Here is a 26,804-nt window from a genome sequence, read left to right as displayed (position 1 = left end):
GGACCGAGAGGCGGAAAATGACTGAGCCAGCCAAGAGCGGCGGCGCGCCCGCGGCCAGCGACCAGTACGTGCAGTCGCTGGCGCGCGGGCTCGCCGTGATCCGTGCCTTCGACACGGAACACCCCAAGATGACGCTGACCGAGGTGGCGGCCCGGACCGAGCTGACCCGGGCCACCGCCCGGCGGTTCCTGCACACGCTCGCGGAGCTGGGCTATGTCCGCACGGACGGCAAGATCTTCGCCCTGACTGCCAAAGTGCTGCAGCTCGGCTACGCCTACCTGTCCGGGCTCTCCCTGCCGCAGCTCGCCCAGCCGCATCTGGAAGAGCTCTCCCTCGAACTGGGGGAGTCGACGTCGGCCGCGGTGCTCGAAGGCACCGACATCGCCTACATCGCCCGGGTGTCCACCCGGCGGATCATGACGGTCGGCATCACGGTGGGCACCCGCTTCCCCGCCTACGCCACGTCCATGGGCAGGGTGCTGCTCGCGGCCCTCCCAACGGCGAAGCTGGAAGAGTACCTCGCGGCCGCCGAGATCCGGCCCCTGACTCCCGGAGCCATCGGAACGCGGGCCGCCCTCCTGGCGGAACTGGATACTGTTCGCGCCCAGGGCTGGTGCCTGCTGAACCAGGAGCTGGAGCTGGGCCTGATGTCCATCGCGGCGCCCGTCCACGACGGGCCGAAAGTCGTGGCGGCCATCAACGTCTCGCTGCAGGCCCAGACGGTATCCGCGCAGCCCGAACCGGACGCCTACCTCAAGGCCGTGCGTGAGGCGGCGCTGGCCACGGCGGAAATTATCTCCGAGGACCTGACCTCGGGCCGGTGAACCGCGTTTCAGACGTCTGGGAAGGGGTACGTCTGGAAAGAAGTACGTCCGGGAAGGGGTACGTCCTGGGAAGAGAACCGTCAGGCAGCGGGATCCGGGATGGGCTCTGTCGAAACCGTGATCGTCACGCCACCGGGTTCGTCACCGATTTTCAAGTGCAGGTCCCTGCCCACCAGCAAGGCATGGATGTCTTCGCTGCCTCCGGGCGCGATCTGCTCGGCCAGCCGTGTGAGCGCCAGTGCCATCGCCCGGCCCCAGTCGTGCGGATCGACGCTGGATGATTCTGCCGTCGCTGAGTAATTCTCTGTTTCAGTCATCTGCCCCCGCTTTCGGCGTCCGGAGCGCAGCCTCCGGCACATCACGAAGTCCAGTCTAGTGAGCCTGCGGAGCGCACGTCCACGATTCGCGCCAGCCCTGCGCAGGTTACGCGGGCACTGCGGCTAGGATTTTAGTTCGGGAACCCTCCGCCGAATTGCCCCTAAGGACGCCATGACAGAGAACAGCACCGCGACGTCGGAGACCCTGGAAACCGCGGACAATACAGCGTCCCGGCGCGCCGCCGTGGTTATCAACCCCATGAAGTCTCCCGGTGAGAGCTTCCGCGCCTCCTTCTTCCGCCTGTGCGAGACCCAGGGCTGGGCGGAGCCACTGTGGCTGGAAACCACGAAGGAGGACACCGGGCTGGGCCAGGCCCGCGAGGCGCTGGAGGCCGGAGTCGACGTCGTAATCGCCGCAGGCGGCGACGGAACGGTCCGCTGCGTGGCGGAAGTCCTCGCAGGCACCGGAACGCCGATGGGCCTGGTGCCCCTGGGGACCGGGAACTTGCTGGCCCGCAATCTCGGCATCGACATCACCGACCCCGTGGCGGCCAGCTACGACGTCCTGAGCGGCACGGACACCAAGGTGGACGTAGTGAAAGCCACGCTGGACCACGCCGAGACGGAATCCACCTTCCTGGTGATGGCCGGACTTGGCTACGACGCTGCGATCATGGCCAACACCGTCGACGAACTCAAGGACCGCGTGGGCTGGCTCGCGTACGTTGAGGCGGGCATCCGGCACCTGCCGGGCAAGCCCATCAGGGCGAAAATCAGCATGGACGGCGAGCACCCGGTACGGCGCCGCATCCGCAGCGTGATGGTGGGTAACTGCGGCAAGATCATGGGGGGCGTGGAGATCTTTCCCGACGCCAAGATCGACGACGGCATCCTGGACGTCGTGATTTTGGCCCCCATCGGCCGGTTCGGCTGGCTGGATGTGCTGGCCGGCGTCTTCGGCCGGAGGAACGCCAAGAACGCGTCGGTGGAATACTTCGCTGGAAAGTCAGCCGAGATCGAACTCGCCCACGAGCAGGAATTCCAGCTCGACGGCGACCCGCTCGGCAAGGCCAAGCACCTCAAGGTCACGGTCGAGCAGGATGCCCTCACCATCCGGATGACAGGCATCTGACCCCGCGCCAACCACCGGCCGGCTATTTCACCGGCCAGCCGGGCCACCGGCCGGCCGTGCCGGCTAACGCGCCGCCGGCCGGTGCGCCAGGATCTCCGCGAGTTCGGCCAAACGGTGCGCGCGGGCGGATTCGGCAGGCGTAAACGGCTCGCCGGGCCGGGAAAACGTGATGGGCCCGTGCCACGCCGTAGGGATTTTCAGGACCGTCCCGTCACCGCCCGTCTGGGGTGGGCCCTCGGTGTTGCCGGCGGCCGGTCCGGGGATGATCCGTGCCCGCAGCAGTTCCGCGACAGCCAGCGGCAGCTCCTCCGGGCTGGCGGCGATCCGGGCGGCCAGGCTCAGTGCGCCGGTTTGCCCGTCGGCCATGGCCAGGGCGGTGGTCGGCCAGACGTGCGGGTCCGCTCCGCCGCCGGCCCGCAGCGCCCGGAGCAGCTCGGCTTCGCGGACTTCGCCCGGGGCCGAGAGCACAAACTCGTCCAGCACACCGCCGGCCACGGGGTGAACATGAATGCTGAGGATGTTCGTGTTCAGCGCGGCCAGGGCCTGCGTCAGTTTCTGCAGCGACCCGGGCTTGTCTTTCAGGACGGTCCGCGCCCGCCACAGGGCGGGTGCGGCGTCGAGCCGTTTGCGGTGCCGCAGGGCCGGGGCATGCAGCCAGCCCCTGAGCATCCGGGCCGCCGAGGGCTCGGCCACCCAGATCACCAGGATGGTCGCGGTCAGGGTCAGCACCAGGACCTTGGCAACGTAGGGCAGGTGGGTTTCCACCACCGCCGCGTGCACCAGCAGTTCGATCGGGAGCATCACGGCGACATTGGCCAGGGTCAGCCGTACCTTGGTCGGTTCGGGCATCTGGCCGCACACTTCGCAGCTCAACTCGGAGGTGGCCGGGGACTGGGCTTTGCCGGTGGTTTTGGCAGGGTTTTTGCCTGCGGAGGTGCGCGTCATGCTCCCATGATCCCGGCCGGCTGTTTCGGCACGGTTGCCGCCGGGTGACGGTTTCGCGCCGGGACCGGGACCGGGCCAGGCCAGGTGATCGTGCTGTTACAGGCCCGGTCCACCCTCCGGGCCGCGCAGGAGCAGGTGGCGGTGGGCGTAAAGGTCGCGGAGCAGGGCGACCTCGGCCAGGTGGTGGATCATCTCACGGTTGATGTGCAGGATCAGTGCTGCCATGGGGGCATCGGCGTACGGGCCTTCGGCCGGCCCGCAGGGTGCCGCCAAACCCGATTCGTGGAGGCCCTTCACGCCGTGGATCCACCGGCCGTAGTACGCGTCCAGCTGGGCCAGCGCCCCGGCCGCGGTGCCGGGGTAGGCGAAGCTCTGGTAGTCCACCGGTGGGCCGCCAAAGTGCGATGCCGTGCGTGCGCCGAGGACGCCGACCAGAATGTGGCACAGGCGCCACGCAATGGTTGTCACCGGAGCAGGAACGGGCTCCGGGTAGCTGAAATCTATGGTGAATTCGCCCGAACCCGGCGCGGCCGGAGGTGTTGAGGCGTCTTTGCGGCGGACATTCCAGCCCGGTACCGGCTCCCAAAAGTACTCGTGGTCAGTCAACCCCTCCAGCCGCGGCCGGGCCTGATTGGCAAAATGCCAGTCCAGTTGGTCCACCAGCTCGTGGTTCCAACTAAGGTCCGGCATGGTGTTCCTCCTTGGCAGCCAAGTTCGCGCGGCGGGGCCCCTACATCAAAGCACTCCGGTCCGGCCGCCCGCCAGAGGGCCCGGCAAGGACGGGTCAGACGTGAGTTCGGCTTGCGGTTCCGGCCGGCTCGGACGAGTGTGCCTTCCCGTCTGGGTACTCCCCGTCCCGGTGTTCCCCGTCCGGGTGTTCCCCGACGCGGGCGCGGGTGGCGGCGGAGTCCGGGCCGGCCAGATTGGCCAGCAGGTCGCGGATCTCGGCCAGCAGCGCGGTGTCGGCCGGGATCGGTTTCTCCTCGGGCTCGGCTGCCTTGAGCCGGTTCTTGACCATTCGGTTGATCCGGTTCATGGGGGCCACGAAAATGAAGTACACCACCGCGGCGGTGATGAGGAAGGTCAGGAAGGCCGTCACCACGGCGCCGATGTTGACGAAGGTCTTGTCGTTGCCAGGCCAGACGTAGAAGCCCAGGCCGTGGGTCTCGACTCCGCCGGCGGCAGCCAGGATCGGGTTGACGATGTTTGCGGTGAACGCGCTGACCAGGGCGGTGAAAGCGGTGCCGACCACGACGGCGATGGACAGTTCGATCACGTTGCCGCGCAGGATGAAATCCTTGAATCCTTTGAGCATGGGGAACCTCCGGTGTGCGTTGCGGGCTTGATTCAACCGATAGACGCTACCACTTCGCGGTGCAGCCGGCCGATCCCGATCAACGGATTCCGATGCCGCCGCCGCGCCGTTCCGGCGTAAACTCCCTCTTGGATGCCAGCGCCGCCGTCGTAACACTCCGGCTGCAACGAAAGGCGCCTGAACTCATGAACAAATGCGTGAGAACCCGCCCATGAAGAGCTTTTTCGCTGTGAGGCCGGCGCTGTGAAGGTGTTCGCCGAGATGTTCACCATCGCGCCGGGCAACAAGGACCACCAGGTTGCCTTCCGCTGCGCCGTGGGAGTCTTTGTTCCGCTGATCACGCTGGTGCTGCTGGACCGCCTGGATCTGGCAATCTTCGCTTCCTTCGGCGCCTTCACCGGCATCTACGGCCGCAACGAGCCGCACGCCAGGCGTCTGACCCTGCAGGTCCGCGGCGGCGGGCTGATGCTGCTGGTGATGTTCCTGGCCGCCCTCACCGCGCGGGTGGACGCCCTGGCCGGGCTGTCGGCGGCAGGCACCACCTGGGTCCTCGTGGTGGCCACCACCGTGATCGCGTGGGGCTGCTCCCTGGTTGTCGCGTGGTGGCGCCTGCGCCCCTCCGGTTCGCTGTTCCATATCTTCGCGTTCGCGGCCATCGCGTCAATCCCCAACCAGCCGCCGCTGTGGCAGGCCATGCTGGTGGCCGTCCTCACGGTGGCCTTCTCCCTGCTGCTCGGCCTGTCCTCGCGGGTGGCCCGGAGCCACCGGACCCCGTGGGTGAATCCGAGACCGGCGGCCCTCACTCCGCGGGAGAAACGCACCGCGTGGCATGAAAGCTGGGGTTACCTCGTGGCGGCAGGCCTGGCGGGAACCCTGGGAACCCTGGCCGGGGAATGGCTGGGCATTGGCCACAACTACTGGGCGATGGTGGCCGCCGTCGTTCCGCTGGTGGGCCACACCACCCGGCACCGCGTCAGCCGCGGCCTGCAGCGAATCGCGGGCACAGCCCTGGGGCTGGTGCTGCTCGCCGGCATCCTGCTCCTGCAGCCGACGCCCTGGCAGACGGTGCTGGTCATTGCCGCGTGCCAGTTCGGCGCCGAGATGTTCATCGCGCGCCAGTACATGCTGGCGCAGGTTTTCGTCACGCCGCTGGCCCTGACCTCGACGCTTCTCGTGGCACCCGTGCCGCCCGGCCTCCTGCTCCGCGACAGAATCGTCGAGACCATCATCGGCGCCGCCGTCGGCATCGCCGTCGTGCTGGCGCCCGGCGCGTGGCGCAAACTCAGGGGCCGCCGCGAGGCGCGGACCCCGGAGCGCTTCTCCTAGGCGCGACTGACGGCTACGAGTGCCCGACGCTGGCGCCGGCGCGGGACACTGCCGGGACGGTCTGCGGGACAAAGGCGAGGGCGAGCACCGCCAGGACGGCGGCCGCGGCGAAAACATAGAAGCCCCACGGGTAGGCGATGCCGGCGGCCACCAGCGCGCCGGTGACGGCCGGGCCCATAATTGCCCCCAGCCGGCCCACGCCGGCGGCAAAGCCCAAAGCGGTGCCGCGCAGGCGGACGGGGAAGAGCTGGGTGACCCAGGCGTAGACCAGAACCTGGGAGCTGAAGACGAACACGCCGGTGACGAAGACGGCGGCATAGAGCACCACTTCGTTCTGGATCTGGACGCTGAGCGCGGCCAGGAACACGGCGGAGAGGCCAAACCAGAGCAGGACGATCTTCTTGGTCCCGTGCCGGTCGGCCAGGACGCCGGCGATCAGCAGGCCCACCACGGCGCCCACGTTCAGGACCAGGAGCAAGGCGAGGCCGGCGTTCAGGCTGTAACCGGCGGAGGCCATGAGCTGCGGCAGCCAGGTGTTCAGGCCGTAGACCAGCAGCAACCCCATGAAGGACGCCACGGCCACACCGGCCGCAATCAGCGGGTAGGGCTTGCGGCCCAAATCCCGGAAGCTGGCGCGTTCTTCCGCGGGCGCGGCCGCGGCCTGTGTGCGGGCCTGGCTGCCGGCCGGGGAGGCGCCGGCCGGGGACTTGGCGGCCGCGGGGATGTGGTGGACCGGCGGGAGGGTCTCCGGAAGCTTGAACCACAGGAAGGGGACCAGGGCGAAGCCGGCCAGGCCGCCGGCCACGAACATGGTCCGCCAGCTTGGAATGACCATGAGGGCCAGGAACGCAGTGGCCACGGCGCCGACGTGGTACCCGGTCATGGTCCGGGTGGTGGACTTTCCGGCCGTTCCGGCGGGTGCGTAGTCGTTCATGTACGCCAGCGCGGCGGGCAGGCAGGCGCCCAGGCCGAGGCCCGCCAGCAGCCGGAACGTGCTGAACCACGCCACGTTGGGTGCGAAGACGACGGCGATCGTAAAGAGGGAGAACCACGCCACGCAGGCCACCAGCAGGTTCCGCCGGCCAAAGCGGTCCGAGAGCGGGGCGATGAAGAGCGCGCCGAGCCCCACACCCACCAGGGAGACGGTTGCCGCGAACGTCGCCCCAACGGCGTCGAAGCCAAGTTCCTGCGACTTGATGAGGGTCGGGATGACCGTGCCGAGCACCACCAGGTCAAAGCCGTCCAGCACCATGGCCAGCCAGCAGAGCCACACGGGCCACCGTGATTTCTCCCCCGATGACGACGACTTGTCCAATGACGACGTTGACATTGTTACCTCAGCGTTAGTGTTTAGGTGATTCCGTACCCCGGCCGGCGTTCGCGGGGCCTCTTTCCATTGTGAGAGTTGTATCACCGGGCCGTGTTGCATGGGACACTTAAAACCATTCAACGGAAGGGATATGGTGGCCAACTCGAACTCCGGCGACTCGGTGGTGGACCGGGTCCTGCGGTTGATTGCCGCGTTCCCTGAAGGCGTCACAGCGCTGCCGCTCTCGGAGCTTGCCGCGAGGGCGGAGCTCCCCCTGACCACCGCGCACAGACTCGTCCGGCAGTTGGCCGGGCATGGCCTGCTCGACGTCGGCCCCGGCGGCTCCGTCAGCCTGGGCCTGCGGCTCTGGGAGCTCGCCAACCGCAATTCCCCCACGCTCGAACTCCGCCAGGCAGCCCTGCCGTTCATGGAAGACATCCAGCAGGTGCTGCATCAAAACGTGAACCTCGCCGTGCTGGACGGGCGGGAAGCGCTCTTTGTGGAGCGGCTGTCCCGCCGCGGCTCTGTCGCCAACCGGGCGCAGGTGGCCGGCCGGATGCCCGTGCACGTGTCCTCCGCCGGGCTGGTGCTCATGGCCAACCAGCCCCGCCCCGTCCAGGCCGAGTACCTCGAGGGATTCAGTGATCCGGCCGGCCGGCTGGCACTGGAGGATCTCCGCGCCCTCCTTGGCGAGGCCGCCCACCGGGGCTATGCCCAGCTGGCCGGCGTCGTGGACCCTGACACGTGGGGGATCGCGGTTCCGGTGCTGGACCGCAGGAAGCACGCTGTGGCGGCCCTCGGCGTCGTTGTTCCCCTTCGCGAGGTGCGCCTGCAGGCGCTTGTTCCCGCCCTCCAGACGGCGGCGCGGGGGATTGGGCGGCGGCTGGGAGAACCCCGCGAGAATCCCGTATTCCATTCAGCGGAATCCATGTAACGCGCATCACCCCCGGGGGAGCACACTGTTAGCCGGAAGACGAAAACGGCCCCGGCCCCGACCGCCCGGACCCCGCAACGAAGCGAGAAGCACATGGCACAGCGAAAAGTCATCACCACCCAGGTAGCCATCATCGGGGCCGGCCCGGCCGGACTCATGCTGTCCCACCTGCTGGCCAAGGCCGGCATCGAATCCACCGTCCTGGAGATCCGCAGCCACCAGGAGATCTCCGAGACGGTCCGTGCCGGCATCCTTGAGCACGGCTCGGTCAACATGCTCGTCGACAGCGGTGTCTCCGACCGCGTGCTGCGTGACGGCGACCGGCACGACGGAATCGAACTGCGTTTCAACGGCGAAAGCCACCGGATCGACTTCCAGGACCTCGTCGGGGAGTCGGTATGGCTGTACCCGCAAACGGACGTGTTCCTGGACCTCGCCGCACGCCGGAAGGCCGACGGCGGCGATGTCCGCTACGGCGTCACGGACACCACCATCCACGACATCGAAGCCAAGCCCAAGGTCTGGTTCACGGACGCGGACGGCGTCGAGTACGAGCTCCAGGCCGACTTCATCGCCGGCGCGGACGGCTCGCGCAGCCACTGCCGGTTCCAGATTCCCGAGGCGCACCGCAAGTGGTACTTCCACGAGTACCCCTTCGCCTGGTTCGGCATCCTGGCCGAGGCGCCGCGCAGCTCCGACGAGCTGATCTACGCCAACTCGGAGAACGGCTTCGCCCTGATCAGCCAGCGCACGGAGACGGTCCAGCGGATGTACTTCCAGTGCGACCCCAACGAGGACGTCAACAACTGGGATGAGGACCGCATCTGGGAGGCCTTCCGCAGCCGCGTCAACGGCAACGGTTTCGAGGTCAAGGAAGGGCCCGTGATCGACAAGACGGTCCTGAAATTCCGCAGCTTTGTCCACGCCCCCATGCGGCACGGCAACCTGTTCCTCGCCGGGGACGCCGCGCACACGGTGCCGCCCACCGGGGCCAAGGGCCTGAACCTGGCGCTGCATGACGTCAAGGTCCTCTTCGAGGGATTCGACAGCTTCTACGCCACCGGCTCCGCCGCGCTCCTGGACGCCTACAGCGACCGCGCCCTGAACAGGGTGTGGAAGGCCCAGCAGTTCTCCTACTGGATGACTTCCATGCTGCACACCCCGGCCGGCGCCGATGATTTCTCCCGCGCCCGCCAGCTTGGCGAGCTCCAGTCCGTGGTGTCCTCCCGCCACGGCAGCGCCTACCTCGCGGAGGCCTACACCGGCTGGCCGGGGGCCCGCTAGACCGGCGGCCCGGCGGGGCTCATATTTTCCATCGACAGGCCTAGGGGCCAGGACTAGCCTTGAACCGTCCCAGCACGACCCGACAAGGACGATGGAGAGGTGTCCGATCATGGGAACCGAAGAGAATGTTGAACTGGTCCGGCGGGGTTACACGGCCTTCAACGCAGGGGATATGGCGACCCTCAGCGACCTGTTCGCGGAGGACGCAGTCTGGCACGTTGCCGGAAGCGGCGTGCTATCCGGAACCAAACAGGGCCGCGACGCGATTCTGGCGTACTTCGGTGAACTGGGCGCGCGCACCCAAGGTCACTTCCAAGCCAACGTCGAGGACATCGTCGGCGGGGAAAACCACACGGTCGCGATCCAGCAAACCCACGGGGAAGCCAACGGCAAAACCCTGGACATGCCTACCGTCATCACGTTCGTGGTTCGCGACGGACAGATCGCGGAAGGGCGGGAGTTCTTCGAGGACACGGCCAAGGCAGACGACTTCTGGACCTGACCGAACAACCGCATGATCGGCCCCGCCCGCAGGCTGTTTCCATCATCGGCGGCGGCATCGCCGGGCTGGCTCTTGCAGCCCGGCTGGATCCCGCGCGTTTCGAGGTCACGGTCACAGAACAGCGGTGCGGGCTCCCGACCGTGGGGACATCCTTGGCCATGTGGCCCGCGGCCCAGCGCGCCCTCGGCGATTTGGGCATCCTGGACGCCGTCAGGGAGGCCAGCCCGGTGATCGACGGCATGACCGTCCGGGCGGCCTCCGGCAGGGCATGGACATCAGCGCAGGCGACGGGGCTGATCGGCGTCTCCCGGGTTGATCTCGTCCGGCTCCTCGACGGTGCAGTCCCGGCCAGCGTGCGCCGGGTGTCCGGCCGCCTCGACGTCGTCCGTCCCGGTCCTGCCGGCCTCGTGGTGGGCGCTGACGGTGTCCACAGCGCGGTGCGCCGCAGCTGCTGGGGTGCCCGCTCCGGTGCCCGGTACACCCGCTACCTCGCGGTCCGCGGCGTGGTTCCCGGATCGCTGTGGCGGGGGCACACGGGCGAATACTGGGGCCGCGGGCAGCTCTTCGGGATTGGTCCCGCGGCGGCCGGGACCAACTGGTACGCGGCGTTCCGCTCCGGGGCGGGACACGGAAGCCTCGACGTCGCCGCGGTCCTGGCGGAAACCCGCGCCCGCTACGCAGGCTACGCCCCGGGCATCCGCGACGTCCTGGCCGCTGCGGAACCGGAAACAACCCTGGTGCAGCGGATCTGGACGACGCCGCCGCTTGGCAGCTATGTCCGCGCCCGGGTGGCACTGCTCGGGGATGCCGCCCACGCGATGACACCCAACCTTGGCCGGGGTGCCTGCGAGGCGCTGGTCGATGCCGTGACCCTCGCGGCGCTGCTCAATACCCGGCCCGTGGACGAGGCGCTGGGCGCCTACAACCGGGCGCGCCACCTCCGCACGCAGGCGTTGCGGTGGGCGTCGTCGGCCGTGATGCGGCTGGCCCTGGCGGAGCGGGGCCAGCCTGTGCGGGACGCGCTGCTGGGCTTGGCTAGTCCTGGTCCAGGGTCTCGGTCAGATGGTGCGTTGGAATCCGGTCCCGGTCGTAGGTGATCTCGGTATAGCCGTGCGGCTCTGGCTTGCCGGACGGGCTCAGGTTCACGAAGACGATCTCATCAATGGTGAGGATGCTGCGGCGCGTGATCATGTTCCGGACTTCGGCCCGCATGGTCAGCGATGTCCGGCCGAAACGGGTCGCGGTCAGGCCCATTTCGATCAGATCGCCCTGGACCGCGGAGCTGACGAAGTTGATTTCGGAGATGTATTTGGTGACGGCCCGGCCGTTGCCCAGCTGCAGGATGGCGTAGATGGCCGCCTCCTCGTCGATCCACTTCAGCAGGCTCCCGCCGAACAGGGTGCCGTTGGCGTTGAGGTCCTCGGGCCGCACCCATTTGCGGGTACGGAAGGTGATGTCGGCCGATTCCATAGTGCGAGGTTAGCCGACTCCGTGACCGGCGGCGTTGTGTGACGCAGGCGGCCCGGGGAGGCGCGCGGCCTCACGCCATGGCGGTGTGCGCGGCGCTGTGCGAATCGATCGGCTTCGCGTAGCAGTACGAGTGCACCAGGCCGACATAAGGCCCAAAGTTCGGCACGGAAACGAAGCCCGAGTTCTCGTAGAACTGCCGGCCGTCGGTCTGCACCGAGCCGGCCTCCGCAGTCAGGGTGGTGATTCCCAGCGCGTGGGCGTGGGCTTCGAGGGCCGCGAGGATGGAGCTCGCCACTCCTGAGCCACGGGTGTAGGGCAGTACGTAGAGGCGTTTGATTTCAGCGGTGGTGGCGTCCAGCATGCGAAGGCCGCCGCAGCCCACCGGCTGGCCTGAGGCTTTGTCGTGCGCCACCAGGAACACCGCCGTGTCCGCTTCCGACGGCGGCGGGCCGGGTTCGTGGTCGGGCCGGCCGAAGCGGGCCTCGAGTTCCGCCTGTTGGGCTGCCCTCAGGTCCGCTCCGACGGGGTTCGCCCAAGTGACCTGACGGATGTTGAGCCGCGGGTTGGTCTGCATCACTGCCTCGATTCGCCGAAGTGTTATGCAGTCCAAGGCTAGGCACCAGCGGTTTCGGCTGTGTTTCCTGCCGGTAAGCGTCGCGAGAACTGTGGGCGGATGGCAGTGCAGTTGCGGCTTCCGGCTCGACTTTCCGGGTCGCCGTGGCGACGGCCACAGCCTAGCGGCGCACCAGTGTCCGCAGGAGTTTCAGCGCCACGGAGATCGAGGCGATATCCACTTGGCCCGGTTTGGTCACTTCCGCGAAGGTGTCCTTGATCCGTGCCAGCTGCTCCTGGTGCCCGCGTTCCCAGGCCACGATGCGCTCCACGGCATCAGACGTGCCGGCGTCGGTGGCATTCAGGCCCTGGGTTGTCGCCATTACCGAGACGGTCATGTCGGCTACGGCGGAATACACATCGTCGCGCAGGGCTGCCCGCGCGAGAGACTCCCAGCGGCTCTGCCGGGGCAGGTCGGTGATGCTGAGCAGCAGGTTCGCGGCGCCGATGCGCTGGAACACCGCGTAGTACAGGTCAGCAATAGTGGGGATGGGTTCGCGCACCTGTTCGGAGATCAGGGAGATGTCCAGCAACCCGAAACTCTCCAACAGGTCCGAGGCGCGCAGGCCCAGCTCCCGGGGCATCCCCAAGGCGGCCCAGTGCGCGAGTCTGTCTTCCACGCGGTCCAGGTCGGAGCCGCGGAGGTAGTCCAATGTTCGGGTCCGCAGCAGTTCCAGGGTGGGCATGATCCTGTCCAAGGCCGCGGCCACGGGCTGGTCGCGATGGTCATGCGTCACGTACCATCGCGTGGCCCGGTCGAGGATCCGGCGCATGTGCAGCGTCGCCTCGGCGACGTGTTCGGTGGGATATCCGGCGGGGAGTGCGGCCAGCCGGGTGACGATCCACGGCAGGTCGTAGGCCTCGCGCGCCACCACAAAGGCCCTGGCAACGGCGGCGGCGGTGGCAGTGGTTTCCTCGACGGCACGGAAGGCGAAGGTGATTCCGCCGAGATTGATCATGTCGTTGGCCACCACTGTGCACACGATCTGGCGGCGCAGCGGGTGGTCCGCCAGCTCTGCTTCAAAGCGTTCGGACAGCTGGCGTGGAAAATAGCCGCGGAGCACGCGCCGGAACCACGGGTCATCGGCAAGGTCGCTGGCGTTGAGCTCCGCTGCCAGTTCGATCTTTGCGTAGGCGGCCAGCACCGACAGTTCCGGCGCGGTCAGGCCCTCACCTGACCGCAGCCGTTCCCTGAGTTGTTCGTTGCTTGGCAGGCCCTCGAGCTTGCGGTCAAGGTCCGTGGCGTTCTCGAGCCAGTCCATGGTCCGTTCGAAGCCCGGGCTCCATTCCCGCACCAGGTGCCGGTCGTTGAAGAGCAGGACATTCTGGTCCGCGTTGTTGGCCAGCACAAGGCGGGCCACCTCGTCCGTGAGGGAATGCAGGAAGCCGGCGCGTTCCGGCGACGGCATCTTTCCCGCCGCGATCATCCGGTCCACGAAGATCTTGATGTTTACTTCATGATCCGAGCAGTCCACGCCGGCTGAATTATCGATGGCGTCGGTATTGAGCAGGACGCCTGCCAGGGCGGCCTCGATCCGTCCGAGCTGCGTGATTCCGAGGTTCCCGCCCTCGGCGATGATCTTCGCCCGCACCTCATTGCCGTTGACCCTGACGGGGTCGTTCGCCTTGTCGCCAACCCCGGTGTTGGCCTCTGATGAGGCCTTGATGTAAGTTCCGATGCCGCCGTTGTACAGCAGGTCCACGGGCGCCCGGAGGATGGCCTGAAGCAGAGCGTGTGGCGGCAGGGACACGGTGCCCGGTTCCAGGCCCAGAGAGCTCCTGACCTGTTCAGTGATGCCGATGGACTTGGCCCGGCGGGAATGGACACCACCGCCCCCGCTGATCAGTGCTGGATCGTAGTCCGCCCAAGATGAGCGGGGGAGGGCAAAGAGCCGCCGCCGTTCCTCGAACGAGGCCCCCGCATCCGGCGCCGGGTCAAGAAAGATGTGGCGGTGATCGAAAGCCGCCACCAGCCGGATGTGGCGGGAGAGGAGCATCCCGTTCCCAAAGACGTCGCCGCCCATATCGCCGATGCCGGCAACTGTGAAGTCCTCTGCCTGGCAGTCCATCCCGAGTTCGCGGAAATGCTGTTTCACCGATTCCCAGGCCCCGCGGGCCGTGATGCCCATCTGCTTATGGTCATAGCCCACGGTCCCGCCGGACGCGAAGGCATCGCCCAGCCAGAAGCCGTACTCCGCTGCCACCGCGTTCGCAGCGTCGGAAAATGACGCTGTTCCCTTGTCCGCCGCCACCACGAGGTAATAGTCGTCGACGTCGTGCCGCACCACTCGCGCCGGAGGCACCACTGTTTCGCCGTGGGCGGTGGTGACCAGGTTGTCGGTGATGTCCAGCAGCCCGCGGACGAAGGTCCGGTAGCATTCCAGGCCCTCCGTCAGCCAGGCGTCGCGGTCCATGGCCGGGTCCGGCAACTGTTTGGGATAGAAACCGCCCTTGGCGCCGGTTGGCACTATCACCGAGTTCTTCACGTTCTGCGCCTTGACCAGGCCAAGGACCTCGGTGCGGAAATCCTCGCTCCGGTCGGACCAGCGCAGCCCGCCCCGGGCCAGTGCCCCGAAGCGCAGGTGGACGCCTTCCACGCGGGGCGAGTACACCCAGATTTCGTATTTGGGACGGGGAAGCGGGGCACCCGCGATCGCGGAAGGGTTCAGTTTGAAACTCAGGTGGGGCTTCGCTTGGAAGTAGTTAGTACGGAGCGTGGATTCCACCAGGTTCATGAAGGTGCGCAGCAGCCGGTCGGCGTCGAGGACGGGAATGTCGTCGATCGCGGCCAGCAGATCCCTCCGAGCCGCGTCGGTGTCCCCGAACCGGCGTGCCGCCTCCAGCTCGGGATCGAACTTGGCCCTGAACAATGCCAGGAGCGCGTGGGTTGCCCGGACATTGACCAGCAGGGTATCGGCCATGAAGCCGTAGGAGGTCGTTGTGCCCAATTGCTGCAGGTACTTGGCATAGCTGCGCAGGATTGCCGCCTGGCGCCACTCGATGCCCTCCCGGAGGACGAGGCCGTCAAAGCGGTCCGATTCTGAGTCCCCACGCATGGCAGCTCCGAAGGCATCCCCCAGCAGCCCGCTGGTGCGGGACGGATCCACGCCGGCCGGGTAGCGGACGCCAAGGTCATAGAGGAACAAGGCCCGGTCCCTCCCGCGCACCACATCGAAGGGCCGTTGGTTCAGCACCTCCAGTCCGAGGTTGTGGAAGAACGGCAGGATCCGCGTCAGGCTGTGGGCGGTGGTCAGGTAAAGCCGGATCCGTGCGTCTTCGGCCAGCGTCGGGGAGGCATCGGTGCGGACATAAACGGCCAGCTGAGGATCGTTCAGCGGTCGCCCGCCCGTGCCGTCGAGATCGAACCGCTCAAACGTATTGATGTCCTCGACCGCGTCCTCGACCTCGAAATCAGCCCGGTAGCTGGCCGGGAAGGCGGCGGACCACAGCGCCGACAACCGGCTGGCCTCCGCCGACGGCAACCTGTCACGGAGCGCTTCGTCCAGGCCCTGGGCCCAGGTCCGCGTTGCGCTGACAATGCTCCGCTCCACTTCAGCGGGATCGACGTCGGGCATCCCGCCGGCGGGCAACAGTATCCGGAAGAACACGCGGGCCATCGGGGATTCACTAAGCCTGACTTCGAACTCGAGCGAGGAGGACCCGAAAGCCTGTTTAAGCTCGTGTTCAATCCGGAGGCGGACGGCCGTGCTGTACCTGGGCCGGGGGAGGAACACCAGCGCGGTCATGAAGCGCCCGTAGCTGTCAGCGCGCAGGAACACCCGTGTCTGGTGGTGGGCCTGCAGGCGCAGAATCTCTCGGGCAAGCCCGGAAAGTTCATCCAGGTCCCGGTGGAACAGCTCGTCCAGGGGGAAGGACTCGAGGACGGTGAGGAGCTGCTTGCCAGGGTGGGAGGCCTCGGTGAAGCCGAAACGCTCCTGGATGGCGCGTACCTTGTCCCGGATGACCGGGATGCGCCGCACGGACCGGCCCGTGGCACCCGGGGCGAAAAGGCCCACAAACCTGACTTCTCCCGTGGCCTTCCCGGCGCTGCCGAAGGTCCGGACGAGGATTTCATCCAAGTAAGCCGGACGGGGGACGGATGATCTCAGATCCGAAATGGAGATGGTGAGGACCTGCGAATGAGGCAGCCCCGTAACAGGCTGGCGGGCCTCCGGCCGCCCGTCCCTGAGCAGGCCCAGCCCCGCGCCGGGCAGCAACGACACAACATCCGGGCCCTCCGCCGTCGAGTATTCATATTCGCTGTATCCCAGAAACATGAAGTTGCCGCGGTCCAGCCAGCCCAGGAGCTCACCGAGCTGCTCCGGAGTCGGAACCGTGCCGGCGGGCAGCAGGTCCAGGGAGTTGATGGTGCGGGCGAGACGGGCGTGGATGGCTGGGGTGTCATCAGCGACCAACTGGACGTCCGCCAGGACACGCCGCACGTTGGCGGTGAGCTCCGCGATGGCCCGTGACCCCGGCAGGCGGCCTATCTCTGCCGCCACCCACGTTTCGGATCTCCACCCCGGCGGGTCCTGAACGGTGCCGGTCGCCGCGGCGCCCGGGACGCCAGCAATTGGGCCCGTCGGTCCGGACTGCGAGGACCCATGCCGTACCTCCACCAACCGATCAGTCCGCGGATCCCGCCGCACCAGAAAATTGGGATGCACCAGTAACCGGATGGACTCGTTTTGGCGGGCCAGCTCCGCAGTAAGCGAATGGATCAGGTGCGGGATGGCGTCGGCAACCACCAGCAGGACGCTGGCGTCGCTTTCGTTCAGGATGTCGACGGCCGCCGTGCCCGCCGGACGGCCGTCCGCTAGTTCCGCATGGTGCCTGGAGCGCTGCTCCAGGTTTTCGGGACTGTAGCCTTGGAGGTCCTCCGGCGCAGCGTGCTCGTAGTACGCCGCGAGGAACTGTTCATCGAAGCCAGGGAAAACGCGGCCGGGCGCATGCCACCGGTGTACCGATTTGCGTGACATGCCCCTGCGCCTCCACTGCGCGGGCTCAACCGCATGCCGCGGCCGACCATCCTGTCCCCACGCCTGTTTTCATCATCGCCGCGTTCCCGTGAGCAGTCCAGACCCGGTACGCCCCGCCGGGACGGCCGGTACGCCCGCCGGGGACGGACGGGCCCGCTACGCCGGACGGCCGGTGGGATCCTCCGCCGTCGGATCCGCCAGTGCCAGTCCGCCCACGGGACTGTCGTCCCAGTGGATGAGTTCCCAGCCGTTGGCGGGATCGCCTTCCAGCGCCACGATTCCGGTGTTGTCCAGCACGTGCCTGATGGCAAAGTCCGGTTCGATGTTGTCCGCACGCAGGCCGGCCCACACCCGGATGGCTGCGCCGTGGCTGACCACGGCCACGGATCCTGAGCCCCCCGCCCCGTTTGTCCGCGCCGCTATTTTGGCGATCGCGGCGTCGTAGCGCTCAAAGAAGTCCCGGCCGCTGGGACCGGCAGGCATCCGGCGGTCCAGCTCGCCGTCCGCCCACGAAAAAATGGTGCCGATGTACCGCTTGTGCGATTCGTGGTCCGTGCGCTTTTCCAGCGACCCGGCCTCGATCTCGTGAAGGCCCTCCAGCACCTCGGTTTCCAGCCCGTGCACCCGGGCGAGCGGTGCCGCTGTGATCTGCGTCCGAACCAGGGTGGAGGCGTACAGGGCCAGGATCCGCTCGTTCGCCAAGGCGCGGGACAACGTCTCGGCCTGACGCTCGCCGAGTTCGGTCAGCCCGGGCCCCGGGTGCGCCGTGTCCAGCTGGCCCAGCACATTACCGGGCGTCTGGCCGTGCCGGATGAGCAGAAGCCTCATTTGAGGTGGTCCACCAGCTGGTCCGCGATGCCCGTGTACTTGCCCGGGGTCAGCGCCAGCAGGCGGGCTTCAGCGTCGGCGGACAAGCCGAGGCTCTGGACGAATTCCTGCATCCGGGCGGCATCCACACGCTGTCCGCGGGTCAGGTCCTTGAGCCGCTCGTACGGGTTTTCCATGCCGTCGACGCCGGCGATGGCCTCGGCGCGCATGACCATCTGGATGGCCTCGCCGAGGACTTCCCAGTTGGTGTCAAGGTCCGCGGCCAGCACGTCCTCGGCAACCTTGAGCCGGTCCAGGCCCTTGGCAACGTTCGAGATGGCGAGCAGCGAGTGGCCGAACGCCACACCGATGTTGCGCTGCGAGGAGGAGTCGGTGAGATCGCGCTGCCAGCGGGAGGTGACCAGGGTGGAGCCGAGGACGTCCAGCAGGCCGGAGGAGATCTCGAGGTTGGCCTCGGCGTTTTCGAAACGAATCGGGTTCACCTTGTGCGGCATGGTTGAGGAGCCCGTGGCGCCTGCCACCGGGATCTGCACAAAGTACCCGATCGAGATGTAGCTCCAGATGTCCGTGCAGACGTTGTGCAGGATGCGGTTGAAACGCGCGACGTCGGCATAGAGTTCGGCCTGCCAGTCATGGCTTTCGATCTGCGTGGTCAGCGGGTTCCAGGTCAGGCCGAGGCCTTCGACGAAGCCCTTGGCGACGTGCTCCCAGTCGGCGCCCGGGACGGACGCGACGTGGGCGGCGTAGGTGCCGGTGGCGCCGTTGATCTTGCCGAGGTATTCGGTGCGGGCGATCCGGTCCAGCTGCCGGTTGAGCCGGTGCGCGATGACTGCCAGTTCCTTGCCCAGCGTGGTGGGCGTGGCGGGCTGGCCGTGGGTGCGGGAGAGCATCGGCACGGCGCGGTTGTCCCCGGCCATGGCGCTGATCTGGCCGACGAGGGCGCGGGCCGCAGGCAGCCACACGTCCTCCACGGCCCCCTTGATGCCCAGGGCGTAGGAGAGGTTGTTGATGTCTTCCGAGGTGCAGCCGAAGTGCACCATGGCGGTCAGGTGATCGATTCCGATGCCGGGCAGGCGGCGGCCGATGTAGTACTCCACGGCCTTGACATCGTGGACCGTAACGGCCTCGATCTCGGCGAGTTCGGTGACGGAGGCGGCGTCGAACTCCGTGACGATCGCACGCAGTTGCTCCTGTTGTTCCGCCGTGAGCGGTCCGGCCCCGGGCAGGACGCTGTTGCCGGTCAGGTGGATCAGCCACTCGACCTCCACAGCCACGCGGTCGCGGTTCAGGGCAGCCTCGGAAAGGTAGTCGACCAGCGGCGCGACGGCGGACTGGTAGCGGCCATCCAGCGGGCCGAGCGCGATCTGGTGGTCGGACGCGGCGAGGGCCAGGCGTCCGGACGGCGTGCGGGTATCAGCTGTGGCGGCAGTTTCAGGCATATGGCGATTCTTTCACGAAGTGCCGCCGGGCCTTAAGCGCCCCCGTCCTTATGACATTGCCGGATGACATTGCCGGCTTGCAGCGCATGGCGGTCCGGGACGTTGTCCACATAGCCGGGCGGCTCTCTTCAGCGGGCACAGGCCGCCCCGCTAGCGTCGGTTCATGGGCAGCTGGATGAGGCAGGTCACTGGGATGAGGCCGGGGTGAGGCCGGGATGAGGCCGGTCAACGGGATAGCACCGGGACCGGCGGGCAGTATGGCGGTGCAGGACATGGCGGTGCAGGACATGGCGGTTCTTGGCGTGACGGCCGCCGACGCCCTTGAGTGCGCTTCGCGCAGTTATGAAGTCCAGCAGTTTGCTGCGCGCGTTGCGCGGTGCGCCGATGAGGCTGATGCGGTGCTCGCCGCCCTCGCCCGCCTTGAGCTGCAGTCGTGGCAGTCACCGGCCGGCCGCGCCTACCGTGTGGCCTTGTCCCTGCACGCGGCGGCGCTGCACCGAAGCCGGGACGCGCTGCTCGATGCTGGTGCCGTGGTGCTCCGGCATGCCCGGAACGTGGCGCAGCCCACGGACCGGATGGGACCCTGATGGCCGAGTCGAGTCCGGCGGGCTCCGGCGGCGGCCCCGGGGTTTCCGCGCCGCCGCGCGACGGCAGCCTGCTCATCCGGGGCGGAATCGGCGGGGTGAGCTTCCAGTTTGAGGAGCTGCTGGCGGGTGCCGCGGCACTGGACGGGCTGGTGCGGCAGCTGCAATCGGTTGAGGCGGAGGCCGACACCGTCCGGCGGGCACTCTTTCCCTACCAGTCCGACTCCTACACCAGCGGCCGCAACGCCATCATCGCTGTGGGGGAGGCCGGCCGGGAGGTCGGACGCGTCCGGTCCCAGCTTCAGCGGATCGGCGACGACGTCCGCGCCAGTCACCGCGAATACGAATACGCCGAAGCCCGGAATGCCCTGCTGCTGCGGATGGGACTGCACGGCTCCGAGTACGGCGCAGCACCGGAGCCCTTCGCCCTGCCCGGGGTGCGCGGCACTGTTGAAGGCTGGGTCGCCATGGCGCCCCGGAATCTCGCCGTGCTGCTTGGCCTGCCCTGGCCTTTGGCCGCCGTGGCCAGCGCCCTGGCCGGGCCCGCTGACGTCCGCCGCCTGGTGCGGGACGCCTCGGAAGCGCCGGGGCTCGTGTTCCTCAAGCCCCGCCCCGTCAGCATCGTGGGCCGGGAGACGTTTACGGCCGACGTCGACCTCTCACCGGCCGGGCTGCTGCGGCGGGCCGGGGCAGTGGGAGAGCAAGGCGGCCGGATCGAGGTTATCGAGGTCGACGGCGGTTCCCGGCCCGCGTGGGTGGTGATCATCCCCGGAACCCAGCAGGGCGCCCTGCCGGAAGGAACCAACCCCTTTGACCCCGCCGGAATCGCCGAGGCCCTGGGCTATGACTCGGCGTCGACGGCGCAGGCCATCAGGGAGGCGTTGCGGCAGGCCGGGGCCGAGGCCGGCGATCAGCTCGTGGCCGTCGGCTACAGCCAGGGCGGGATCCACGCGATGAATCTCAGCAAGGACCGTGCTGTCCTGGCCGAGTACGACCTCAAGTTCGTGCTGACCGCGGGCTCGCCGGTGGGCGGGATCAGCCCCGCGCCGGGGATCCGCAGCCTGCACCTCGAACATGAGCAGGACTGGGTGCCGGGGGCGGACGGACTGGCGAACCCGGACACCAGGGACCGGGTGACCGTGACCCTCACCAACCCGCTGGCGGTGCCGCCGCCACAGGATTTCGGCCTGGGCCCCGGGCACCGGTTGGAGAATTACGCTGACGGGGCCGCGCTCGTCTCCGCGAGCCGGGACAACACCCTGCAGGACTCCACCGCGGCACTGGCCGCAGTGGTGGGGACCGGCGGGGCGGCGTCGGTGACCAGGTTCTCGCTCCGGCGCGAGGCCCGGCCGGAACCGCGGGCAACGCCCGCAACCACTTCGGGCACGCCGCGCGGCACGGGCGCTTCTAACGATCGAGGGCAGGAAGGAAGCTCGCCACGAGGGACACCAGACTGATGATGATGGCGGCGAACACGGCGGTCCAGAAGAACGAGTCGATGGTGAAGTGCACAGTGGTGTAGCTGCTGATCCAGGAGGTCAAGTAGAGCATCGCGGCGTTGATGACCACGGTGAACAGGCCCAGGGTGAGGATAGTGATCGGCAGCGAGAGGAGGCTGACAATGGGCTTGACGAAGGCATTGACCAGACCGAAGATCAAGCCGATGAACAGGTAGCCCAAGATGATGCTGATGGTGCCGTCACTCTGGGTGGAAATATCCAGCCCGGTGAGGATCCAGCAGGCGATTGCAAGGGCCAGTCCGTTGATGATGACTCGTACGATGATTGAGCGCATGGCCCCATGCTGTCATACGCCCGGCGGCGACGGCAGGGACCATATTCCCCATGTCAGCAACGGCTATCCCCTACGGACAGCAATCGGCTCCCGCAACTGCGGCAGCGACCCGAAGTAGGCTAGTTGGCATGACTTCATCAGAGAATCCGGCCGGGGGCATCAGGCCCCGTCCGGTGGTAGACCTCCTCCCCCGCTACGCGGCCGGAAAACCCCCCGTCCCCGTGGAAGGCCTGACCAGCTACAAGTTGTCCTCCAACGAGAACCCGTTGCCCCCGATCCCTGCAGTGCAGCAGGCCATCGCGGCGCAGACCGATTTCAACCGCTACCCCGATCCGCTCAGCAGCAGGCTGCGTGAAGCGCTCGCCCGCTTCCTGGATGTTCCCGTCGAGGACATCGTCACGGGCGCCGGCAGCCTGGGCGCCCTGAACCAGCTGCTGAGCACCTTCGCCGGCCAGAACGACGACGGCAAGGCCGACGAGGTCATCTACGCCTGGCGCTCGTTCGAGGCCTACCCGATCTGCGTAGGACTGGCCGGCGCCGAGAGCGTCCGGATCCCGCTGACATCCGACGGGCGGCATGACCTGGACGCCATGGCCGCCGCAGTGACTGCGCGGACCCGGATGATCCTGCTGTGCACGCCCAACAACCCCACCGGACCCATCCTGACGGCCGAGGAAACGGAGCGCTTCATCCATGCCGTTCCGGCCGACGTCGTGGTGGTCATTGACGAGGCCTACCAGGAATTCGTGCGCGCCGGCGACGCCGTGGACGGCATCGCCATGTACCGCAAGTACCCCAACGTCGTCGTCCTGCGGACCTTCTCAAAAGCGCACGGCCTCGCCGGACTCCGCGTGGGCTACAGCGTCTCCAGGCCCGAACTGACGCAGCACCTGCGCGTCAGTGCCACCCCCTTCGCCGTGTCCCAGATCGCGGAAACGGCAGCCGTGACGTCGCTCGAGCACTTCGCCGATGTTGTAGAAAGGGTACAAAGCCTGGTGGACGAACGGGACCGGGTCACGGCGGGACTGCGTGAGCTCGGGTGGTTCGTCCCGGAGGCCCAGGGCAACTTTGTCTGGCTCAATCTGGGCGAAAACAGCGCGGAATTTGCCGCCCTGGCGGCGGAACGGGCGCTGTCCGTAAGGGCCTTCGGCAACGAGGGCGTCCGGGTCAGCATCGGCGAAACGGAAGCCAACACCCGTTTCCTGGAGCTCTGTGCGATCTATACAAAACCGCCGCGGCGTTCCTAGCGCTTAACACTGCGCGCTCAGGCCGCCCCGTGCGGATAAAGTAAGGACCAGTAAGCCAAAATATATGCCGGACCTGGAATGTATTCCTGGTCCGGCATATATCCCAGCGATTGCGGCGCATTCGGATGCGGCAAGCAAGGAGACGGTATGGGCGCCACACATCTGCCCTCTACCGAGTTCGACGGAACCGGGATGGATGACCAGCTCGAAGCGGAGGCCGAGGCCCAACTGGGTGCCCCGGCCGAGCCGATGGTGCAGTTGCTGGACCCGGACGGCACCCTGGGCTCGGACCCGGTTTTCTCAAAATACGCCGAGAAGCTGGACCCGGGCACCCTGCGCGGCTTCTACGCGGATATGGCCAAGATCCGCCGCTTCGACGTGGAGGCCACCGCCCTGCAGCGGCAGGGCCAGCTGGCCCTGTGGGTCCCGCTCACCGGACAGGAAGCCGCCCAGATCGGCTCCGGACGGGCCAGCCAGCCGCAGGACTACATCTTCCCCACCTACCGCGAGCACGGCGTGGCCCTGACGCGGAACGTGGACCTGGCCGAGCTGCTGCGCCAGTTCCGGGGCGTCTCCAACGGCGGCTGGAACCCGAAGGACACGAACTTCCACCTCTACACGCTGGTCCTGGCCGCCCAGACCCCGCACGCCGTCGGGTACGCCATGGGCATCCAGCGGGACCAGAAACTGGCGGCCGCCAACGCCGTCGCCAGCGGTGAGGCGGGACAGGCCGTGGAGCCGAACGCCGCCGTCATGGTGTATTTCGGCGACGGCGCCAGCTCCGAAGGGGACGTCCATGAATCCATGGTGTTCGCCGCTTCCTACCAGGCGCCCGTGGTCTTCTTCTGCCAGAACAACCACTGGGCCATCTCCGTGCCAAGCTCCGTGCAGACCCGCATCCCGCTCGCCAACCGCGCCAAAGGTTACGGCTTCCCCGGCATCAGGGTGGACGGCAATGACGTGATCGCCGTCCACGCCGTCACGGAATGGGCGCTGGAGCGGGCCCGCGAGGGCCATGGTCCCGTACTGATCGAGGCGTTCACCTACCGGGTCGGGGCGCACACCACGGCCGATGACCCCACCAAATACCGCGCATCCGCCGAAGAAGGCCTCTGGCGTGCCAAGGACCCGCTGGCGCGGCTGGAGAAGTATCTCCGGGCCCAGGGCCTCGCGGATGACAGCTTCTTCGAGCAGGTCAAGGCCGACGGCGACGAGCTCGCCGCCTATGTCCGCAAGACCACCCACGACCTCGAAACCCCGGACATCCGGACCGCCTTCGCCAACACCTATGTGGAGGCCCACCCGCTGGTGGCCGAGGAACTGGCCTGGTTCGAGGAATACAGCGCAGGGTTCGCCGATGAGGCGTCCGCCGATGAGGCACGCACAGCCGAGACAGACAGGGCGGCCCGCTGATGACCACCATGACCATTGCGAAAGCCATCAATGAGGGCCTGCGGGCCACGTTGAACAACAACCCCCGCTCGCTGCTGATGGGCGAGGACATCGGGGCCCTTGGCGGCGTCTACCGGGTCACCGACGGGCTGATCGCCGAATTCGGCGCCGACCGCGTGGTGGATACCCCGCTGGCCGAATCCGGCATTATCGGCACCGCGATCGGCCTCTCCCTGCGCGGCTACCAGCCGGTCTGCGAGATCCAGTTCGACGGTTTCGTGTTCCCGGGGTTCAACCAGATCACCACCCAGCTGGCCAAGATGCACTCGCGCAGCAACGGCAATCTGACCGTTCCCGTCGTCATCCGGATCCCGTACGGCGGCGGCATCGGCTCCATTGAACACCACTCCGAATCGCCGGAGGCACTGTTCGCCCACACAGCCGGGCTGCGCATCATCACCCCCTCCAATCCGCACGATGCCTACTGGATGATCCAGCAGGCCGTCGACTGCCAGGATCCCGTGATCGTCTTCGAGCCCAAGCGCCGCTACTGGCTCAAGGGCGAGGTCGACACCGAGACCCCGGGCGCGTCCGCTGACCCCTTCAAGGCGCATGTGCTCCGCGAGGGCACCGACGCGACCGTCGTCGTCTACGGCCCGCTGGTGCCCGTGGCCCTCGCAGCGGCCGAGGCCGCCGCCGAGGACGGCCACAGCGTCGAGGTGATCGACCTCCGTTCCATCTCGCCGATCGACTTCGACACCGTCACGGCCTCGGTCCGGAAAACCGGCCGGCTGATCGTGGCCCACGAGGCCCCCACATTCGGCGGCATCGGCGGCGAAATCGCCGCGCGGATCAGTGAGCGGGCGTTCCATTCACTGGAGGCCCCCGTCATCCGCGTCGGGGGATTCCACATGCCCTATCCCGTGGCCAAGGTCGAAGAAGACTACCTGCCGGACATCGACCGCATCCTTGAGGCGCTCGACCGCGCCCTGGCGTACTGACGAGGACCCATGACGCTCAACAAGTTCAACCTTCCCGACGTCGGCGAAGGGCTGACAGAGGCCGAAATCGTCGCCTGGAAGGTCAAGGCCGGCGATACCGTGGCCGTCAACGACGTCCTGTGCGAGATCGAGACGGCCAAATCCCTGGTGGAACTGCCCTCACCGTTCGCCGGGACCGTCACGGAACTGCTGGTGCCCGAGGGAGTCACGGTGGATGTCGGCACGCCGATCATCAGCGTGAGCGACGCCGTCGACGCCCCGGCGCCGGCCGCCGCGGCACCCGCCCCGGCGCCTGTAGCCCAGGAGCAGGCTGCCGCCGCGCCCATGTACGGCACGCTTCCGGCTGATGACTCCGACGCCGGCGAACCAGCCGGGCGGCCGGCCGGCGGGCCGCTCGTGGGCTCCGGCCCCAAGGCCGACGCCGTCAAGCGCCGGCGGCGGATTTCCGCCCCTGCGGCAGCCGGCCACGACGCCCCGTCCGCCGCGGCAGCCACCGGCGCTGCCGCTCCGGTGGTGGAGCAGGTGGGGGTGGAGGCCCACGACATATGGATCAACCCGGACGCGGCCAGCCGCCCTGCCGACGCGGCCACGGGACCGGCCGGCTCCGTTGAGGCGCGCCCCACCTTCGGCGGTGCCATCAGCGGCCTGGTCGGCAAGGTGCTGGCCAAGCCGCCGGTCCGCAAGATCGCCCGGGACCTCGGGATCAACCTGGCCGATGTCGTGCCTACCGGCGCCCGCGGTGAAGTGACCCGCGAGGACCTGGTGAGCTACCAGGCCCAGCGGGACGCCGAGGTGGACAAGGCGGACTCGTTCTGGGGCAAGTCCGGCCGCCCGCAGGACCAGCGGATCGAGCGGATCCCGGTCAAGGGAGTCCGCAAAGCCACCGCGAAGGCCATGGTCGAATCCGCGTTTGCCGCGCCGCACGTCAGCATCTTTGTCGACGTCGATGCCAGCCGCACCATGGAATTCGTCAAACGCCTCAAGGCCTCCCGCGACTTCGAAGGCATCAAGGTCTCCCCGCTGCTGATCCTGGCCAAGGCGGTCATTTGGGCCGCGGCGCGAAACCCGAGTGTCAACGCAACGTGGGTGGACAACCCGGACGGCAGCGATTCCGCGGAGATCCACGTCAAGCACTTCATGAACCTGGGCATCGCGGCCGCCACGCCCCGCGGGCTGATGGTGCCGAACATCAAGAACGCCCAGGACCTCTCGCTCAAGCAACTGGCCCTGGCCCTGAACGAGCTCGCCACGACGGCGCGGGCCGGCAAGACCCAGCCTGCCCAGATGCGCGGCGGCACGCTCACCGTGACCAACATCGGCGCCCTCGGGATCGACACCGGAACACCGATCATCAACCCGGGCGAGGTCGCCATCGTGGCGTTCGGCACCATCAAGCAAAAGCCTTGGGTCCTGGACGGCGAAGTCATTCCGCGCTGGATCACCACCCTCGGCGGCTCCTTCGACCACCGCGTGGTGGACGGCGACCTTTCGGCCCGCTTCATGGCCGACGTCGCCGCCATCCTGGAAGAGCCGGCCCTGCTGCTGGACTAGCCGGCGAAACCGGCCACGA

General features: G+C 67.8%; 24 protein-coding genes. 13 read left to right on the top strand and 11 right to left on the bottom strand.

Annotated elements, in window-relative coordinates:
* Window positions 1-17: 17 nt before the first annotated feature.
* Entirely contained in the window at window positions 18-824 is an 807-nt protein-coding gene (locus tag AC1D1A_RS06410; RefSeq protein ID WP_476872272.1) for an IclR family transcriptional regulator domain-containing protein, read from the top strand.
* Window positions 825-904: 80 nt separating this feature from the next.
* Here the strand turns inward: AC1D1A_RS06410 and AC1D1A_RS06405 are convergent, their stop codons facing one another.
* A complete protein-coding gene (locus tag AC1D1A_RS06405; protein ID WP_476851420.1) occupies window positions 905-1,141 on the bottom strand; it encodes a hypothetical protein in 237 nt (78 codons plus the stop codon).
* Between the two features lie 172 nt (window positions 1,142-1,313).
* Here AC1D1A_RS06405 and AC1D1A_RS06400 point away from each other — a divergent pair, with 172 nt between their 5' ends.
* The gene (locus AC1D1A_RS06400; RefSeq protein ID WP_476851421.1) at window positions 1,314-2,273 is read left to right on the top strand and encodes a diacylglycerol/lipid kinase family protein; all 960 of its coding nucleotides are present in this window, start codon (window positions 1,314-1,316) and stop codon (window positions 2,271-2,273) included.
* A 63-nt stretch (window positions 2,274-2,336) separates the two neighbouring features.
* On the opposite strand, the gene AC1D1A_RS06395 is transcribed toward AC1D1A_RS06400, so the two are convergent.
* The 3 genes from AC1D1A_RS06395 to mscL all read right to left on the bottom strand — a co-directional run bounded on the left by AC1D1A_RS06395 (window position 2,337) and on the right by mscL (window position 4,533).
* Window positions 2,337-3,218 (bottom strand): ACT domain-containing protein, encoded by an 882-nt coding sequence (locus AC1D1A_RS06395; RefSeq protein ID WP_476947359.1) that lies wholly within the window; start codon window positions 3,216-3,218, stop codon window positions 2,337-2,339.
* Window positions 3,219-3,314: 96 nt separating this feature from the next.
* Window positions 3,315-3,908 (bottom strand): DinB family protein, encoded by a 594-nt coding sequence (locus AC1D1A_RS06390; RefSeq protein WP_476872273.1) that lies wholly within the window; start codon window positions 3,906-3,908, stop codon window positions 3,315-3,317.
* A gap of 94 nt (window positions 3,909-4,002) precedes the next feature.
* Window positions 4,003-4,533, bottom strand: a complete 531-nt coding sequence (gene mscL, locus AC1D1A_RS06385) for a large conductance mechanosensitive channel protein MscL (protein ID WP_476857685.1) — start codon at window positions 4,531-4,533, stop codon at window positions 4,003-4,005.
* Window positions 4,534-4,776: 243 nt separating this feature from the next.
* On the opposite strand from mscL, the gene AC1D1A_RS06380 reads away from it, so the two are divergent.
* Entirely contained in the window at window positions 4,777-5,859 is a 1,083-nt protein-coding gene (locus AC1D1A_RS06380; RefSeq protein WP_476947358.1) for an FUSC family protein, read from the top strand.
* 13 nt (window positions 5,860-5,872) lie between these two features.
* On the opposite strand, the gene AC1D1A_RS06375 is transcribed toward AC1D1A_RS06380, so the two are convergent.
* On the bottom strand, window positions 5,873-7,189 hold the full coding sequence (locus tag AC1D1A_RS06375; RefSeq protein WP_476947357.1) for an MFS transporter: 1,317 nt from the start codon (window positions 7,187-7,189) through the stop codon (window positions 5,873-5,875).
* 133 nt (window positions 7,190-7,322) lie between these two features.
* Here AC1D1A_RS06375 and AC1D1A_RS06370 point away from each other — a divergent pair, with 133 nt between their 5' ends.
* From AC1D1A_RS06370 to AC1D1A_RS06355, 4 genes are all read left to right on the top strand, one after another.
* The gene (locus tag AC1D1A_RS06370) at window positions 7,323-8,102 is read left to right on the top strand and encodes an IclR family transcriptional regulator (protein ID WP_476874192.1); all 780 of its coding nucleotides are present in this window, start codon (window positions 7,323-7,325) and stop codon (window positions 8,100-8,102) included.
* A 93-nt stretch (window positions 8,103-8,195) separates the two neighbouring features.
* Complete coding sequence (locus AC1D1A_RS06365) at window positions 8,196-9,386, top strand: 4-hydroxybenzoate 3-monooxygenase (protein WP_476857689.1); 1,191 nt, start codon at window positions 8,196-8,198, stop codon at window positions 9,384-9,386.
* A gap of 109 nt (window positions 9,387-9,495) precedes the next feature.
* Window positions 9,496-9,888 (top strand): nuclear transport factor 2 family protein, encoded by a 393-nt coding sequence (locus AC1D1A_RS06360; protein ID WP_230008143.1) that lies wholly within the window; start codon window positions 9,496-9,498, stop codon window positions 9,886-9,888.
* A 44-nt stretch (window positions 9,889-9,932) separates the two neighbouring features.
* Window positions 9,933-10,985 carry an FAD-dependent monooxygenase gene (locus AC1D1A_RS06355; protein WP_230008144.1) on the top strand — a complete coding sequence of 351 codons (1,053 nt, stop codon included), beginning with the start codon at window positions 9,933-9,935 and terminating at the stop codon, window positions 10,983-10,985.
* Here AC1D1A_RS06355 and AC1D1A_RS06350 read toward each other — a convergent pair.
* From AC1D1A_RS06350 to purB, 5 genes are all read right to left on the bottom strand, one after another.
* The gene (locus AC1D1A_RS06350) at window positions 10,924-11,358 is read right to left on the bottom strand and encodes an acyl-CoA thioesterase (protein WP_079555099.1); all 435 of its coding nucleotides are present in this window, start codon (window positions 11,356-11,358) and stop codon (window positions 10,924-10,926) included. The two genes, AC1D1A_RS06355 and AC1D1A_RS06350, sit on opposite strands and share 62 nt — an antisense overlap.
* Window positions 11,359-11,428: 70 nt before the next feature.
* Complete coding sequence (locus AC1D1A_RS06345; protein ID WP_043436378.1) at window positions 11,429-11,932, bottom strand: GNAT family N-acetyltransferase; 504 nt, start codon at window positions 11,930-11,932, stop codon at window positions 11,429-11,431.
* 160 nt (window positions 11,933-12,092) lie between these two features.
* The gene (locus AC1D1A_RS06340; protein ID WP_476947356.1) at window positions 12,093-16,949 is read right to left on the bottom strand and encodes an NAD-glutamate dehydrogenase; all 4,857 of its coding nucleotides are present in this window, start codon (window positions 16,947-16,949) and stop codon (window positions 12,093-12,095) included.
* 156 nt (window positions 16,950-17,105) lie between these two features.
* A complete protein-coding gene (locus AC1D1A_RS06335) occupies window positions 17,106-17,777 on the bottom strand; it encodes a histidine phosphatase family protein (RefSeq protein ID WP_243178082.1) in 672 nt (223 codons plus the stop codon).
* Window positions 17,774-19,216: an adenylosuccinate lyase gene (purB, locus tag AC1D1A_RS06330; RefSeq protein WP_476851431.1), complete on the bottom strand. Its 1,443-nt coding sequence runs from the start codon at window positions 19,214-19,216 to the stop codon at window positions 17,774-17,776. The genes AC1D1A_RS06335 and purB overlap by 4 nt, the downstream gene beginning before the upstream one ends.
* 257 nt (window positions 19,217-19,473) lie before the next feature.
* Between purB and AC1D1A_RS06325 the strand changes: the two genes are divergently transcribed.
* On the top strand, window positions 19,474-19,803 hold the full coding sequence (locus tag AC1D1A_RS06325; protein ID WP_476947355.1) for a hypothetical protein: 330 nt from the start codon (window positions 19,474-19,476) through the stop codon (window positions 19,801-19,803).
* Window positions 19,803-21,257, top strand: coding sequence for a hypothetical protein (locus AC1D1A_RS06320; protein ID WP_476947354.1), 1,455 nt, complete (start codon window positions 19,803-19,805; stop codon window positions 21,255-21,257). The genes AC1D1A_RS06325 and AC1D1A_RS06320 overlap by 1 nt, the downstream gene beginning before the upstream one ends.
* On the opposite strand, the gene AC1D1A_RS06315 is transcribed toward AC1D1A_RS06320, so the two are convergent.
* A complete protein-coding gene (locus AC1D1A_RS06315; protein WP_028277592.1) occupies window positions 21,208-21,594 on the bottom strand; it encodes a phage holin family protein in 387 nt (128 codons plus the stop codon). The genes AC1D1A_RS06320 and AC1D1A_RS06315 overlap by 50 nt on opposite strands.
* Before the next feature lie 128 nt (window positions 21,595-21,722).
* Between AC1D1A_RS06315 and AC1D1A_RS06310 the strand changes: the two genes are divergently transcribed.
* From AC1D1A_RS06310 to AC1D1A_RS06295, 4 genes are all read left to right on the top strand, one after another.
* A complete protein-coding gene (locus AC1D1A_RS06310) occupies window positions 21,723-22,841 on the top strand; it encodes a histidinol-phosphate transaminase (protein WP_476947353.1) in 1,119 nt (372 codons plus the stop codon).
* 147 nt (window positions 22,842-22,988) lie between these two features.
* Window positions 22,989-24,254: a pyruvate dehydrogenase (acetyl-transferring) E1 component subunit alpha gene (gene pdhA, locus AC1D1A_RS06305; protein ID WP_476857696.1), complete on the top strand. Its 1,266-nt coding sequence runs from the start codon at window positions 22,989-22,991 to the stop codon at window positions 24,252-24,254.
* On the top strand, window positions 24,254-25,234 hold the full coding sequence (locus AC1D1A_RS06300; RefSeq protein WP_090582226.1) for an alpha-ketoacid dehydrogenase subunit beta: 981 nt from the start codon (window positions 24,254-24,256) through the stop codon (window positions 25,232-25,234). Before pdhA ends, AC1D1A_RS06300 begins: the two co-directional genes overlap by 1 nt.
* Before the next feature lie 9 nt (window positions 25,235-25,243).
* Window positions 25,244-26,785 (top strand): dihydrolipoamide acetyltransferase family protein, encoded by a 1,542-nt coding sequence (locus AC1D1A_RS06295; protein WP_476857697.1) that lies wholly within the window; start codon window positions 25,244-25,246, stop codon window positions 26,783-26,785.
* The last annotated feature ends 19 nt before the right edge of the window (window positions 26,786-26,804 follow it).

It is taken from the genome of Arthrobacter sp. P1_B9 (assembly GCF_056406495.1).
Note: the sequence above shows the minus strand (reverse complement) of the source record. Positions and strands in the feature narration are given on the sequence as shown.